The organism is Ensifer sp. D2-11, from assembly GCF_054161295.1.
In genome coordinates, this window is record NZ_CP096433.1 from 2,385,833 (window position 1) to 2,398,868 (window position 13,036).

General features: G+C 64.2%; 10 protein-coding genes. 5 read left to right on the forward strand and 5 right to left on the reverse strand.

Features of this window, described 5'->3' with window-relative positions; genetic code table 11:
- Positions 1 to 15 precede the first annotated feature (15 nt).
- Together M1D34_RS11550 and M1D34_RS11555 are read left to right on the forward strand one after the other, a co-directional pair.
- Entirely contained in the window at positions 16 to 1,740 is a 1,725-nt protein-coding gene (locus M1D34_RS11550) for an IlvD/Edd family dehydratase (protein WP_003533670.1), read from the forward strand.
- A 366-nt stretch (positions 1,741 to 2,106) separates the two neighbouring features.
- A complete protein-coding gene (locus M1D34_RS11555) occupies positions 2,107 to 2,745 on the forward strand; it encodes a PRC-barrel domain-containing protein (protein ID WP_498779122.1) in 639 nt (212 codons plus the stop codon).
- 82 nt (positions 2,746 to 2,827) lie between these two features.
- Here the strand turns inward: M1D34_RS11555 and M1D34_RS11560 are convergent, their stop codons facing one another.
- Entirely contained in the window at positions 2,828 to 4,372 is a 1,545-nt protein-coding gene (locus M1D34_RS11560) for a trimethylamine methyltransferase family protein (protein ID WP_027989715.1), read from the reverse strand.
- Positions 4,373 to 4,462: 90 nt separating this feature from the next.
- Here M1D34_RS11560 and M1D34_RS11565 point away from each other — a divergent pair, with 90 nt between their 5' ends.
- A complete protein-coding gene (locus M1D34_RS11565; RefSeq protein ID WP_027989716.1) occupies positions 4,463 to 5,434 on the forward strand; it encodes a LysR substrate-binding domain-containing protein in 972 nt (323 codons plus the stop codon).
- Here the strand turns inward: M1D34_RS11565 and M1D34_RS11570 are convergent.
- Both M1D34_RS11570 and M1D34_RS11575 read right to left on the reverse strand, forming a co-directional pair.
- Positions 5,410 to 6,756 carry a putative bifunctional diguanylate cyclase/phosphodiesterase gene (locus tag M1D34_RS11570; RefSeq protein WP_127638798.1) on the reverse strand — a complete coding sequence of 449 codons (1,347 nt, stop codon included), beginning with the start codon at positions 6,754 to 6,756 and terminating at the stop codon, positions 5,410 to 5,412. The genes M1D34_RS11565 and M1D34_RS11570 overlap by 25 nt on opposite strands.
- Positions 6,753 to 8,618: a response regulator gene (locus tag M1D34_RS11575; RefSeq protein ID WP_498779124.1), complete on the reverse strand. Its 1,866-nt coding sequence runs from the start codon at positions 8,616 to 8,618 to the stop codon at positions 6,753 to 6,755. The genes M1D34_RS11570 and M1D34_RS11575 overlap by 4 nt, the downstream gene beginning before the upstream one ends.
- A gap of 238 nt (positions 8,619 to 8,856) precedes the next feature.
- Between M1D34_RS11575 and mutL the strand changes: the two genes are divergently transcribed.
- Both mutL and M1D34_RS11585 read left to right on the forward strand, forming a co-directional pair.
- Positions 8,857 to 10,674 (forward strand): DNA mismatch repair endonuclease MutL, encoded by a 1,818-nt coding sequence (gene mutL / locus M1D34_RS11580; protein ID WP_498779125.1) that lies wholly within the window; start codon positions 8,857 to 8,859, stop codon positions 10,672 to 10,674.
- 93 nt (positions 10,675 to 10,767) lie between these two features.
- Entirely contained in the window at positions 10,768 to 11,001 is a 234-nt protein-coding gene (locus tag M1D34_RS11585) for a DUF2093 domain-containing protein (protein WP_010968840.1), read from the forward strand.
- A 122-nt stretch (positions 11,002 to 11,123) separates the two neighbouring features.
- Here M1D34_RS11585 and lpxK read toward each other — a convergent pair whose 3' ends face one another.
- Positions 11,124 to 12,164 carry a tetraacyldisaccharide 4'-kinase gene (lpxK, locus tag M1D34_RS11590; protein ID WP_010968838.1) on the reverse strand — a complete coding sequence of 347 codons (1,041 nt, stop codon included), beginning with the start codon at positions 12,162 to 12,164 and terminating at the stop codon, positions 11,124 to 11,126.
- Between the two features lie 141 nt (positions 12,165 to 12,305).
- Positions 12,306 to 13,016 carry an HAD family hydrolase gene (locus M1D34_RS11595; RefSeq protein WP_127638802.1) on the reverse strand — a complete coding sequence of 237 codons (711 nt, stop codon included), beginning with the start codon at positions 13,014 to 13,016 and terminating at the stop codon, positions 12,306 to 12,308.
- Between the last annotated feature and the right edge of the window lie 20 nt (positions 13,017 to 13,036).

Here is a 13,036-nt window from a genome sequence, read left to right on the forward strand (position 1 = left end):
GGAAGGAGTGCTCGGATGAGCGACAAGAAAAAAGAACTGAGAAGCCGTCACTGGTACGGCGGCACGCACAAGGATGGTTTCATTCATCGGTCCTGGATGAAGAATCAGGGTTTTCCCGACCATGTTTTCGACGGCCGGCCGATCATCGGCATATGCAACACCTGGTCGGAGCTCACGCCCTGCAACAGCCATCTGCGTATCCTCGCCGAAGGGGTGAAGCGCGGCGTCTGGGAGGCGGGGGGCTTTCCGGTCGAATTTCCGGTGTCGTCGCTCGGGGAGACGCAGATGCGTCCGACCGCCATGCTCTTCCGCAACCTGCTCGCAATGGATGTCGAAGAGGCTATCCGCGCCTACGGCATCGACGGCGTCGTGCTGCTCGGCGGCTGCGACAAGACGACCCCCGGCCAGCTGATGGGGGCGGCCTCGGTCGACCTCCCGACGATCGTCGTTTCCTCCGGCCCCATGCTGAACGGCAAGTGGAAGGGCAAGGATATCGGTTCGGGCACGGATGTCTGGAAGTTTTCCGAAGCGGTGCGCGCCGGCGAAATGAGCCTGCAGGAATTCATGGCCGCCGAAAGCGGCATGTCGCGCTCGCCGGGTGTCTGCATGACCATGGGCACGGCGACGACGATGGCGTCGATCGTGGAAGCCATGGGCCTGTCGCTTCCGACGAACGCCGCCCTGCCCGCGGTCGACGCCCGCCGCATGGCCCTCTCTCACATGACCGGCAAGCGCATCGTCGAGATGGTGCATGAGGACCTCAGGCTGTCGAAAATCCTGACAAGGGAGAACTTCGAGAACGGCATCATCGCCAATGCCGCCGTCGGCGGATCGACCAATGCCGTGGTCCACATGCTGGCGATCGCCGGGCGCGCGGGTATCGACCTCTGTCTCGAGGATTTCGATCGGGTAGGCGGTCAGGTGCCCTGCATCGTCAACTGCATGCCGTCGGGCAAGTATCTCATCGAGGATCTCGCCTATGCGGGCGGCCTGCCGGCCGTGATGAACCGTATCCAGCACCTGCTTCATCCCGACGCACCGACGGTTTTCGGCGTTCCGATCAGCAAATATTGGGAGGCCGCGGAGGTCTATAACGACGACGTCATCCGCCCGCTCGACAACCCGTTGCGTGCGGCGGCGGGCATTCGCGTGCTGAAGGGTAATCTTGCGCCCAACGGTGCGGTGATCAAGCCGTCTGCAGCAAGCGAACACCTGCTCGCCCACGAGGGACCGGCCTATGTCTTCGACACGATCGAAGACCTCAGGGCCAAGATCGACGATCCCGACCTGCCGGTCACCGAAGACACGATCCTCGTGCTCAAGGGTTGCGGACCGAAGGGCTATCCCGGCATGGCAGAGGTCGGCAACATGCCGATTCCACGCAGGCTCGTGGAAAAGGGCGTGCGCGACATGGTGCGCATCTCCGATGCGCGCATGTCCGGCACCGCCTTCGGCACCGTCGTTCTCCATGTGAGCCCCGAAGCCAATGCAGGCGGGCCCCTGGCGATCGTCAGGACCGGCGACCGGATCCGCCTCGACGCCCTGAAAGGCGAGCTGAACCTTCTCGTCAGCGAGGAAGAACTGGCGGCCCGCATGGCGGCCTGGCAGCCGCCCGAACAGAAATGGCATCGCGGCTATTACAAACTCTATCACGACACGGTGCTGCAGGCCGACAAGGGCGCGGACCTCGATTTCCTCGTCGGCAAGAGCGGCAGCGAGGTTCTCCGCGAAAGCCACTAGATCACGATGATCTTAGGTCGGTTCGTTCTGAGATCATGAAAGGCGATCGACCCGAAGACAACTCTTATGCGATGTTCCTGCGCCGCATGTTCCCCCGAACCTGCGGCGCAGCTGTTTTTTGGGCGGCAAGCATGAAAAGCCTTGCGCCAGCCGACTTTGGGCGTTCATTTTTTCCGGAACAGTTTGCGTTGCCGGGCGTTGCTTGAGTGTCATCGGCGCAGCATCCCTGGCCCAACTTGAGGCTGCGCCTGATCACGGTGATTTCGCCGTGATCGATACCAAAGAGCCAGAACGGGATGCGGGCGGAAACCCGCACAAAACTTTCGTCCCGTCCTGGTCGACAACGTCAACGAAAGGCAGTCTGACATGAAAGAGAGACTTATATCTTCCGTTGCCGCTGGCGCGCTTCTCGTGGGCGTTGCCGTTGCCCCGATGAGCTTCGCACAGCAAACCACGACGCCGCCGGCTACGGCACCTGAAACCCAGACCATGGAACCGGCTCCGGCTCCGGCCCCGGCTACACCGCCGGCCGCCGACGAGCAGGCGCAGACACCGGATACGGCAGACAAGACGACCGATCTGGCGGCTGGTGACGCCTCCTACCTGACTGAGCAGGCGGAGAATCAAGTTTCCGCCAACACCTATATCGGCCAGTCCGTCTACAATGCCAGCGATGAAAGCATCGGCGAGATCAACGACCTGATCATCGAGAAGGAAGGCGGTATCGCTGCAGCTGTCGTCGGAGTTGGCGGCTTCCTCGGTATCGGGGAAAAGAACGTCGCAGTTCCGTTCGACAAGATCGCAGTCGCCGACCAGCCCGACTCGGATGACATCAAGCTGACGACCACCGAAACGGCCGACTCTCTGAAGGCCGCACCGGAGTTCAAGACGAAATCGCAGCTGATGGCCGAGCGTAACGCCGACCAGCCGGTCGATACGTCGACGACTTCCGCAACGGGTACAACCCCGGCACCGGCGCCTGCGGAACCTGCCCCTCAGCAGTAAGCCGTAGGCTCTAAAAGCGAACGACTGGAGCGGCGCCCATGGCGCCGCTTTCCGTCGTCGGGTGGCGACGCGGCGGGAGGCTCTAATACCAGGCGTCGGCCATGCCGTTTTTGCGCGTTGCGACATAGTCGTTCAGCGCTTCGTCGATTGCCGCATCCAAGGGCGGCGCCTCGTATTCGGCGAGAGCCTTCTTCCAGCTCCTGTTCGCGCGCAGCGCCATGTCGGTTTCGCCCTGTTCCACCCATTTCTCGAATGGTTCGTTGTCGGAAAGGGCGCTGTCCCAGAAGGCGGTCTGATAATTGCGCATCGTGTGGCCGCAGCCAAGGAAGTGGCTGCCCGGACCCACCTCCAGGAAGGCGTCCATGGCCAGCGTATTGTCATCGACAACGACGCCGGCAAGGTAGGAATGCAGTGCCCCGCAGAAATCCATGTCCATCATGAATTTCTCGTAGGACATCGCCAGCAGCCCGTCGGCAAAGCCTGCCGAATGCAGGACGAAATTGGCGCCGCAATGGACCGCTGAAAGCATCGACATGACGCCTTCCTGCATCGCCTGAGCATCCGGTCGCTTTGAGTTGGAGAAGTTTCCGGCGCAGCGCAACGGCAGGCCGAGCCGGCGCGCGAGCTGGCCGATGACCATGCTGCCGATTGCCGGCTCCGGCGTGCCGAAGGTCGGCGAGCCCGAGCGGAGCGACATCGACGACAGAAAGTTGCCGAAGATGACCGGCGCGCCCTTGCGTTCGAGCTGCGTCAGTGCACAGCCGGCAAGCGTTTCGGCATAGGATTGCGCGATCGCCCCGGCATTGGTGACCGGCCCCATCGCGCCGCCGAGAATGAACGGCACGATCACCGCAGCCTGGTTGGCGCGGGCATAGGCCCGCAGCGACTTCGTCATCGTGCCGTCCCAGACGAGCGGCGAGTTGACGTTGACATTGCCGAGAATGACACAGTTCCCGTCGACGAAATCGGCGCCGAAAAGAATGCGGGCCATTTCGATCGAATCCTCGGCACGTCCCTCCGAGGTAATCGACCCCATGAAGGCGCGATCGGAGTATTTTATGTGGCTGTAGACCATGTCGAGATGGCGTTTGTTCACCGGCACGTCGCACGGTTCGCAGATGGTGCCGCCGGAGTGGTGCAGCCAGGGGCTCGACTGGGCGAGCTTTACCAGATTGCGGAAGTCCTCGATGGTGCCGTAGCGCCTGCCCTTGTCCAGATCCATGACGAAGGGAGAACCGTATGCCGGAGAGAAAACCACGTTTCGGCCGCCGATCTCGACGCTGCGGGCCGGGTTGCGGGCGTGCTGCGTGAATTGCGCCGGCGCCGAGCGGACGATCTCTTTCAGCATGCCCGGCTCGAAGCTGACGCGAAGGCCTTCGATTTTTGCCCCGGCGCGCCGCCAGTGGTCGAGCGCCACCGGATCGTCGCGAAACTCGATGCCGACTTCGGCGAGAATGCGGTCGGCCACCTGCTCGATCCGCTCCAAGTTCTCCTCGCCGAGGATGTCATAGGTCGGTATATTGCGGACGATGTAGGGGACGCCGAGATTCTTGCTGCCCTCGCGCCGCTGCGGTCGCCCGCTCCGGGTCCGTTTCGGCGCATCGCCGGTTGCTTCCGCCATTTCCATGATCAATCTCCCATCATTTGCAATGATGGTATTGACGAGAGAGGCTGTTGTAACGCAGGAAAAATTCGACGCTTGATATAAGTGGTACTTATGGAAAACCTGCGCCGTCTCCTCCCGTCGGCCGCAAGCCTCATCGTCTTCGAGGCGGCCGGCCGGCATCAGAACTTCACACGCGCCGCCAGTGAGCTCGGAATGACTCAGGCGGCGGTGTCCTACGCCATTCGAGGACTCGAGAACCAGCTGGGCGTGCCGCTGTTCCACCGGGTGCACCGGGCGGTCGAACTGACGGAAGCCGGAGAGAAGTTTCACGCGGATGTCTCGGTCGGCCTCGCGCGGATCCAGAAGTCGGCCGAAGACATCCGCGCCAAGGGGCGCGAGACCAACGTGACGCTGGCGGCGTCGACGGCCTTCGCCTCCATGTGGATGCTGCCGCGGCTCGCCCGGCTGCGCGAAGACCTGCCGGAGATCGACCTTCGCATCCAGACCAGCGTGCGCGACCTCGATCTGGATGATGAGCCGATCCCGCTCGGAATCCGCGGCGGGGATCCCAGCCATTGGCCGCGCTATCATGCGGCGGTGCTGGCCGATGAAGTCATCCAGGCCGTGGCGACACCGGCCTATATCGAGACGCATGGGCTGCCGGCAACGCCCGCGGACCTCATCAGGCACAATCTCATCCACCTCGAAGAACCGGTAAGGCGGGCCTGCGACTGGACCGAATGGTTCGCGAGCGCGGGCCTTGCCTACCCGACCCAAGGCAAGCGCCTCGCGATCAACGATTACGTGCTCGTGATCCAGGCCGTTCTGGCGGGAGAGGGCATCGCGCTCGGCTGGGAGCATCTGACCGCCCGACAGGTGCGCTCCGGCGCGCTGGTGCCGGTCGGCGGGCATGTGCTGCGGACGGGCCAGGCCTTCTACGTCGTCTGGCCGCGGTCACGCGAACTCAACAGTCAGGCGCGGCGCATTCGCGACTGGCTTTTGGAGGAGGGCCTGCGCGACCGTCCGGGGACCGACACCGCGATCGGGCATGAGGCGCTTCAGCGCACCGCCGTATCCCGATAATGCTCCGAAAGGTAACGCAGGGTCGCATCGGCATCGGCGGGCTTGCCGTAGAAATAGCCCTGTCCCAGGCCGCAGCCGAGCGCTTTGAGCTTCAGCGCCTCGGATGAATGCTCGATGCCTTCGGCGACCACGGCGAGTTCCAGTCCCTCGCACATCGAAACGATCGCCTTGACGATATGTTCTGAAGTCCGGTCGGTGGAAATCCCCGAAACGAAGGTCCGGTCTATCTTCACCTTGTCGAGGGAAAAATCCCTGAGCCGCCCGAGGCTCGACTGACCCGTTCCGAAATCGTCCAGCGACACGCGCACGCCGGCCGCTCTCAATTCGGTGACGATCCTCTGGGCGGTGCCGGCGTCGGCCATCGCAGCGGTCTCGGTGATCTCGAGTTCGAGGCGCCGGGGGTCGAGGCCCACCTGAGCTATGATTGCCAGAAGCCGAGCGCTCGTCGCCGGATCCATCAGCTGGACCGAGGACAGGTTGAAGGACAGGAAGAGGTCCTCCGGCCAGGACAGGGCAGCCCGCGCCGCCTTGCGCAGAAGCATCTCGGAAAGCGCGTCGATGAAGCCGCGCTCTTCCGCGAAAGGCACGAACACCGCTGGCGAGACATAGCCGAGGTCGGCGTCGCACCAGCGTGCCAGCGCCTCGAAGCCCACCGGACGGTCGCTGCGCAGATCGACGATCGGTTGAAAGTGGACATCGATCCCACCGGCGATGATCGCGTTGCGCAGTGCCTGCTCAAGCTGCGTCGCGTGCTTCATCTCCTGTGCGATCTCTTGCGAATAGACGGTGATCTGTCCGCGGCCGCGCCGTTTCGAGCGGTAGAGCGCGGTATCGGCGCTCTTCAACAGGTCGTCGAACGTGTCTCCGGCAAAGGGATAGACAGCAAAGCCGAACGAGGCCGACAGCCGAACGTTCCGGTCGCCGAGCGCGAAGGGCGAGGAGAGCACTTCCTTGAGCATCTGGCCGCGCTTCTCCGCACTCCTTCGTTCAAAGACCAGCGGCAGGACGATGGCGAATTCGTCATCCGCGGTACGCGTCACCGTCGCGCCCTCGGGAACGCAGGCCTTCAGCCGGTGTGCCACCTGACGCAGGATCTGGTCGCCGGCCTCAGGGCCGAAGAGGTCGTTGATCGGCTTGAATCCATCCAGGTTTGCAAGGCCGATGGTAAAGGGTGCGGGATCGCTTGCCCGTTCGGCCGCGAGGGTGCAAACGGTTTGCTTGAGGTGGCGTGCATTGCCGAGTTCGGTCAATGGATCGACGAACGGGGCGCCATGCGTACTGTCGCGCTTCGGCCGATCGATACCGAGTTCCTGCAATGTCATTGCGATCCGCTCCGACCGGAACCCGAAGCGCGCGTTTCACCCGCAGGCAGGTATTTCCGCAGCAGCATCTCGATCATATCCGGGCTGACCGGCTTCATGATGTGGTCGTCCATTCCCGATGTCCTGCAGCGCTCGAGGTCGATATCGAGCGCCTGGGCGGTCACGGCCACGATCGGCGTGCGACGGCCCGCGCGCTTCTCGGCCTGTCGAATGGCAATAGCGGCTTCAAAGCCGTTCATCACCGGCATGGAGACGTCCATCAGGACCAGGGCGGGCTGGAGTTCGTGCCAGAGGTCCACCGCTTCTCTTCCATCCGCGGCGATCCGGTGGGAGATCCCGAGCCCCTCCAGAATCTGCGCGAAGACGAACTGGTTGACCTGGTTGTCCTCCGCGACGAGGACTTCCACCGCCGGCGCATTCGTCGCGGGCACCTGATCGCGGTCGAGCGCCATCCCCCATTGGGACTGCAGCAACGGAGGACGCGCGCCGCGGGCACAGACGCCGAAGATCTCCGCAAGCAGGACCGTGGCATCCGTATCGCTCGATACCTCGACCCATGTGCAGGCGCGCCAGGAGGCGAGGACGCCATGCTTCTCCGGAAAAGCGGCGTCGAGCAGAAGAAGGTCGATCTCCAATCCGCGGGCCTCGGCGGCCAGTGCGAAGGCGTCGAGCTCCTCGCCATTGCGGACCGCACAGGCGTCGAGCCCGGAGCCGCGCAGCCGCGCCACGAATCGCTCTTCCATTTCCCGGTCGGCGGTCGCAAGAAGCACGCGCAAGCCGCGTGCCGGCAGCATGCCGATCTTCGATCCGGCACTGGCGAGTTGCTGCATGTCGAGCGACCGGAAGGGATCGTAGAAATTCTGCGCGGGCGTGAAGATGCTGTAGTCGCGGATCTGCAGGCCGGTGTCGCCGCCCCTTTGCGAGCCGCCATACCAGACGGCGATATCGGTGACGTCGTTCATGCAGGTGACGACGAAATGGCGGTCGGGCAGGCCGACACGATATTTGCGCGTCACGACCCAAAGGTCGCTGCCGTCGGCGCGAACGATATGCTCCGCCTCCGAATACGGCGTGCCTGTCTCCAGGACGTGGCGATCCGACCGTTCGAAGTGCTCCGCAAGCTCCGTTTCTACGAGATCCGAGGCGGAACGTCCGAGCATGGCGTCCGGCGCGAGATCGTGGATGGCGCTGAAGGCCTTGTTTACGGCGATGTAGTGGAGGTTACGGTCCTTGACGCAGATGGGATTGGGTTGAGCGTTGAGGATCTCTTCCGTCAGGGCGATCCGCTGGAGATCGGTCCGGGCCTGCTCGTCGCGCTTCTTCTGTTCGGAGACATCGCTGACGGCGAGAATACCGATACCGCTCGACAGCCGCCGCTGACGCAGAGAGAGCCAGCGCGTCCGGCCGGCCCGTTCGACATTTTCGTAGCGCTCCCGCCAGTGAAGCGCCATCTGCTCGGCGATCCAGTCTTCGCGGTTCGGCCTGTGCCGGCTGGACTCCGGCAAGGTTCCGGGGCGCACGCCGGTATCGTAGACCGCCCCCAAAAAATCGCGCAGCCGCGTCCCGGGAATCAGCATGCCGGCGGGCACGGGGAAAAATTGCAGTATCGAGGCGCTCGCGAAGGTGATGGTGTCGTCCCGGCCGAAAACGAGCAAGGCGGCGCCAAGCGTTTCGCCGCTTGCCTCCAGAATGATCCTGCTGATGTCTGCGCCGCCCGACGCCACATCATTCATCGCGCTGCCCTCGTTCCCGCTACAGCGCCAGCCGTCCTCGGACGCATAACGGGTGCTGTAGCACTCTGACTGCTGAACGGCCTTCCCGGCCCGGTTACGGTCCGGCGAACCGATCAGCAGCGGTTTCATTTCGGGACATGCTGGCCGCCTTTGGGGCATCCTTGAAGGGATGCGGGCGGCGTCCAGCAACGCCGCGGTGCTCCAGAGGCAAAAACCCGACGATCATTCAGGTTGCTGTGGAAAATTGCAGCAGAACGTTAAAGCCCGATTAAGTCGCAATCCTGCTTTTTGCAGGTACCGGCCGACAGCTATGGAGAAGTGTGAGCGCGGGGCTTTCCCTCCCTCTCCGAATCCTGGAAAATAGGGCATGGCCATCAAGCAACTTTCCGAAACGCTCATCAACCAGATCGCCGCCGGCGAAGTCATCGAACGACCGGCGAGCGCCGCGAAGGAATTGATCGAGAACGCGCTCGATGCGGGCGCGACCAGGATCGAGATCGCGACCGCCGGTGGCGGCAAGACGCTCCTCAGGGTCACCGACAACGGCATCGGCATGTCGCCGGCCGATCTCGAACTGGCGATCCGCCGACATTGCACCTCCAAGCTCGATGACAGCCTCGCCGACATCCGGACGCTCGGCTTCCGCGGCGAAGCCCTGCCTTCGATCGGATCGGTGGCGCGCCTGTCGATCACCACGAGGACGGCGGAGGCCCGGGAAGGCGCTGCGATCACGGTCACCGGCGGCAGGAGCGAACCCGCACGCCCGTCGGCCGCTATCGTAGGCACCGTGGTCGAGGTGCGCGACCTCTTCTTCGCGACCCCGGCGCGGCTGAAATTCATGAAGTCGGAAAAGGCCGAGGCGGCTGCGATCTCGGAAGTCGTCCGGCGTATGGCGATCGCCTTTCCGAGAGTGCGTTTCGTGCTTTCCGGCTCCGATCGCACGACGCTCGAATTCCCCGCAACAGGCGACGACCGGCTGGCACGGATGGCGCAAGTGCTCGGCCGCGACTTCCGCGACAATGCCATCGAGATCGACGCCGAGCGCGAGGGTGCGCGGCTGACGGGCTTTGCCGGTGTCCCGACCTTCAACCGCGGCAATTCGCTTCAGCAATATGCCTTCGTCAACGGCCGCCCGGTCCAGGACAAGCTGCTCATGTCCGCTCTCCGCGCCGCCTATGCCGAGACCATCCCGCAGGGGCGCTACCCGATCGCGGTGCTGTCGATCACGCTCGATCCGGCTCTTGTTGACGTCAATGTCCATCCGGCGAAATCGGACGTGCGCTTCCGCGATCCCGGACTGATCCGCGGCTTGATCATCGGCGCCATCCGCGAGGCGTTGACGCGTGAGGGCGACCGGGCGGCGACGACCGGGGCGCATGGACTGATGCGCGCCTTCCGCCCCGAGTTCCACCGCGCAGACCAGCGAACGCCGCAGGAACCCTGGAGTGCAGCCGCCTCGCCCTATCGGCCGCTGCGCTTCGAAGAGGCCGCGCGCGGTTTTGCAGAAGCACCCCAGGCGGCCTTCTCTGATTTCGCCCAGCCGTCGGCCCGCAGCGCTGCCGCCGCCGTGGAGGCGACGCGGGCCACCGATGGACAGGCGGCCTCCTTCCCGCTTGGCGCCGCCCGCGCCCAGCTTCACGAAAACTATATCGTCGCCCAGACCGACGACGGCCTCGTCATCGTCGACCAGCACGCCGCCCATGAGCGGCTCGTCTTCGAGACGATGCGAACGGCGCTCCATGCCCGCCCGGTGCCCGCGCAGGCACTGCTCATCCCGGAGATCGTCGACCTGCCGGAAGACGATTGCGACCGGCTGATCGCGCATGCCGAGGAGTTCACACGCCTCGGGCTCGCCATCGAGCGCTTCGGCCCGGCGGCGGTCGCCGTGCGGGAAACGCCGGCGATGCTCGGCGAGATGGACGCCGCCGGACTGGTGCGGCAGCTTGCCGACGAGCTTGCGGAATGGGACACGGCCAGTGGACTTGCCGGGCGGCTCGAATATCTGGCCGCCACCATGGCCTGCCACGGCTCCGTGCGCTCCGGCCGCCGCCTGCGCACCGAGGAGATGAACGCCCTGCTTCGCCAGATGGAGGCGACGCCCGGCTCCGGCCAATGCAACCACGGCCGGCCGACCTATATCGAACTCAAGCTCGCCGACATCGAGCGGCTTTTCGGCCGGAGTTGAGAACCTGCCGGAACCATATTCCGAAACCGCTGGTTTTTTGCAGAGCGCCACGATAGATCAGGACGTTCACGAGAAGACGAGGCCCGTTCAGGCATGATGAACCGTTTTGAAGGAAGCTCCTCCCGGGAGGCGAAGATCCGCTATCTCGACGGAGACTTCCAAGTCGTACTTGCCGGCTCGCACGTGATCTGTGCCGTTACGGGCAAGCCCGTTCCGGTCGATGAACTGCGTTACTGGAGTGTCGCCCGCCAGGAAGCTTACGTGGATGCTGCCGCCTCGCTCGAGGCTGACCGACGCGCCGGCGTTTTGCCGGGTCAGCAGCCATAGAGCACTTCACTCTTCTGTCAGCCCCTCGCCCGCTTGCCGTAATGAACACCGGAAGCTTCATCCCCGTCGGCGACCATATCTGCAACTTTGCCTTCCCAGCACGATGCCCTCCATAACCAGCATTAGCCCGCCTTGCGCTCGCGCAATCGGCGGGCACGGGCGGAGGCAAGTGCCGCGTCGATGATCTTTCCCGGCGCTGCCGGATCGTCGAAGCGCACTTCGATCTCGATCACGCGGCTCTTTGCCGCCAGTTCCCCTGCCCGCCCGTGGCCGGGCTCCAGACGGACCATGTCCTTGGCCGTGGTCACCAGCGTGTAGCCCCGGCTTGCGGCGCGGTCGATGAGGTCGGCAATCTCGTCCTCGGAGAAATGATGGTGATCCGGGAAGCTCCGGGTCTCTTCGATGACCGCGCCGGTCTCGCGAACGGTCTTGAAGAACTTCTCCGGATCGGCAATTCCGGCCCAGGCAAGGACCTTGACGCCGTCGAGCGACCCTGCATCCGTGCGCACCGTTTCGGCCACATAGACGGGCTTGCCGGCCCGGGCCGCCCGGCGGACGAGAGGATCGGCGGCGGAACCGTGGCCGAGTTTCAGGAGAGCGTTGGCATGGCGCAGCTGATTGCCGATCGGCGCCCGAACGGGGCCGGAAGGCACGAGATGGCCGTTGCCGATACCGCGGCCGGAATCGACCACGAGAAGGGCGAAATCGAAGACGAGCCGGGCACTCTGGAATCCGTCATCCATGATGATGATGTCAGCGCCTTCCGCGGCAAGCTTGCGTGCGCCATCCACTCTGCGCCGGCAGATCACGGTCAGCGCCTCGCGGGCAAGCAGCAGCGGCTCGTCGCCGACATCGCGCGCGCGATGGTGCTCGGGGTCGACCACGGTCGTGACGTCCAGCGATCCGCCATAGCCGCGACTCAGGAAAGCGGGCTTCAGGCCCCGTGCCCTGGCGGCCCGCGCAATCGCGATCGCCGTCGGCGTCTTTCCGGCTCCGCCGACGGTGAAGTTGCCGATGCAGATCAGCGGTACGGCGGAGGTCGCCCGCCGCGCCCGGTCCATGCGCATCCCGGCAATCCGGCCGTACACCCAGGAAAAGGGCCAAAGAGCGTAGGCGCGCCAGTCGGCCTTGGTCCACCAGAACGGGGGCGCTTCTGATACCATCTTTACCCGTAAATATCCGTGCGGCCGCTCCTGCACCTCGTGGGCAGGAAGGGCAAATCCAGAACTTTCCGCCGCCGGCATCGGCCGTGAGCGGTGTGACCGGCGACAAAGAACGTCAGAACGGAGAAAAAGGCAAGCCGATCAGTTGGTGAGCACCGCTTCCAGCTCGGTGATATCGGCGAGGCAGTGGTCGCAAGCCGCGGCAAGCGACTGGCGCGATCCCGTGCCGGTCAAAACGGCAACCGTCATGCCGACGCCGGCACTGCGGCCCATATGCATGTCGTGATTGTTGTCGCCGACCACGGCCACCTGGTCGGGTGCAAGCCCCGTTGCGGCACAAAACCCGAGCACCATGCCGGGCTCCGGCTTTGTCCCAAAGCCGCTGTCGTAGCCGGCGACGTAATGCAGGTAGTCCTCGAAGCCGAAGCGCTTGGCGGTCTCCCGGATCGACCGCTCGTTGTCGCTCGAGGCGACGCCGAGCCGGTAACCTTTCGCGTGCAACCCGGCAAAAAAGGAAGCGAGATCGGTCACGGGCACGGCATAATGCGCGGATTGTGCAAAGAGCCCGTCGAACAGCGCCGTCAATTCTCCCACGGTAAACGGCGCGCCGGCGCCGACCATGCCGGTGGCAATCTCCACCGTATTGCCGGCCGCAAGCAGGCTGTCGGGAACGACATGTCCTGTGTCCGGATCCATCCCGCCCGCCTGAAGGAGGACACGCGCGAGGCTCTCGTTGCCCTTGGCGGCGATCCGCGCCAGCTCGTAATTCACCGGCACCCAGCTCTTCACATAATCGAGAAGGGTGCCGTCCTTGTCGAACAATATGCCGGCGATCGGTTTCGTTGCGGGCATGATCCCTTCCAGAATCGAGG

Coding starts and splice junctions, on each gene's coding strand:
- lpxK (WP_010968838.1), bottom strand. CDS start 12,164: ATGGTATCAGAAGCGCCCCCGTTCTGGTGGACCAAGGCCGACTGGCGC.
- M1D34_RS11585 (WP_010968840.1), top strand. CDS start 10,768: ATGATGAACCGTTTTGAAGGAAGCTCCTCCCGGGAGGCGAAGATCCGC.
- M1D34_RS11555 (WP_498779122.1), top strand. CDS start 2,107: ATGAAAGAGAGACTTATATCTTCCGTTGCCGCTGGCGCGCTTCTCGTG.
- M1D34_RS11550 (WP_003533670.1), top strand. CDS start 16: ATGAGCGACAAGAAAAAAGAACTGAGAAGCCGTCACTGGTACGGCGGC.
- M1D34_RS11560 (WP_027989715.1), bottom strand. CDS start 4,372: ATGGAAATGGCGGAAGCAACCGGCGATGCGCCGAAACGGACCCGGAGC.
- M1D34_RS11565 (WP_027989716.1), top strand. CDS start 4,463: ATGGAAAACCTGCGCCGTCTCCTCCCGTCGGCCGCAAGCCTCATCGTC.
- M1D34_RS11575 (WP_498779124.1), bottom strand. CDS start 8,618: ATGAAACCGCTGCTGATCGGTTCGCCGGACCGTAACCGGGCCGGGAAG.
- mutL (WP_498779125.1), top strand. CDS start 8,857: ATGGCCATCAAGCAACTTTCCGAAACGCTCATCAACCAGATCGCCGCC.
- M1D34_RS11570 (WP_127638798.1), bottom strand. CDS start 6,756: ATGACATTGCAGGAACTCGGTATCGATCGGCCGAAGCGCGACAGTACG.
- M1D34_RS11595 (WP_127638802.1), bottom strand. CDS start 13,016: ATGCCCGCAACGAAACCGATCGCCGGCATATTGTTCGACAAGGACGGC.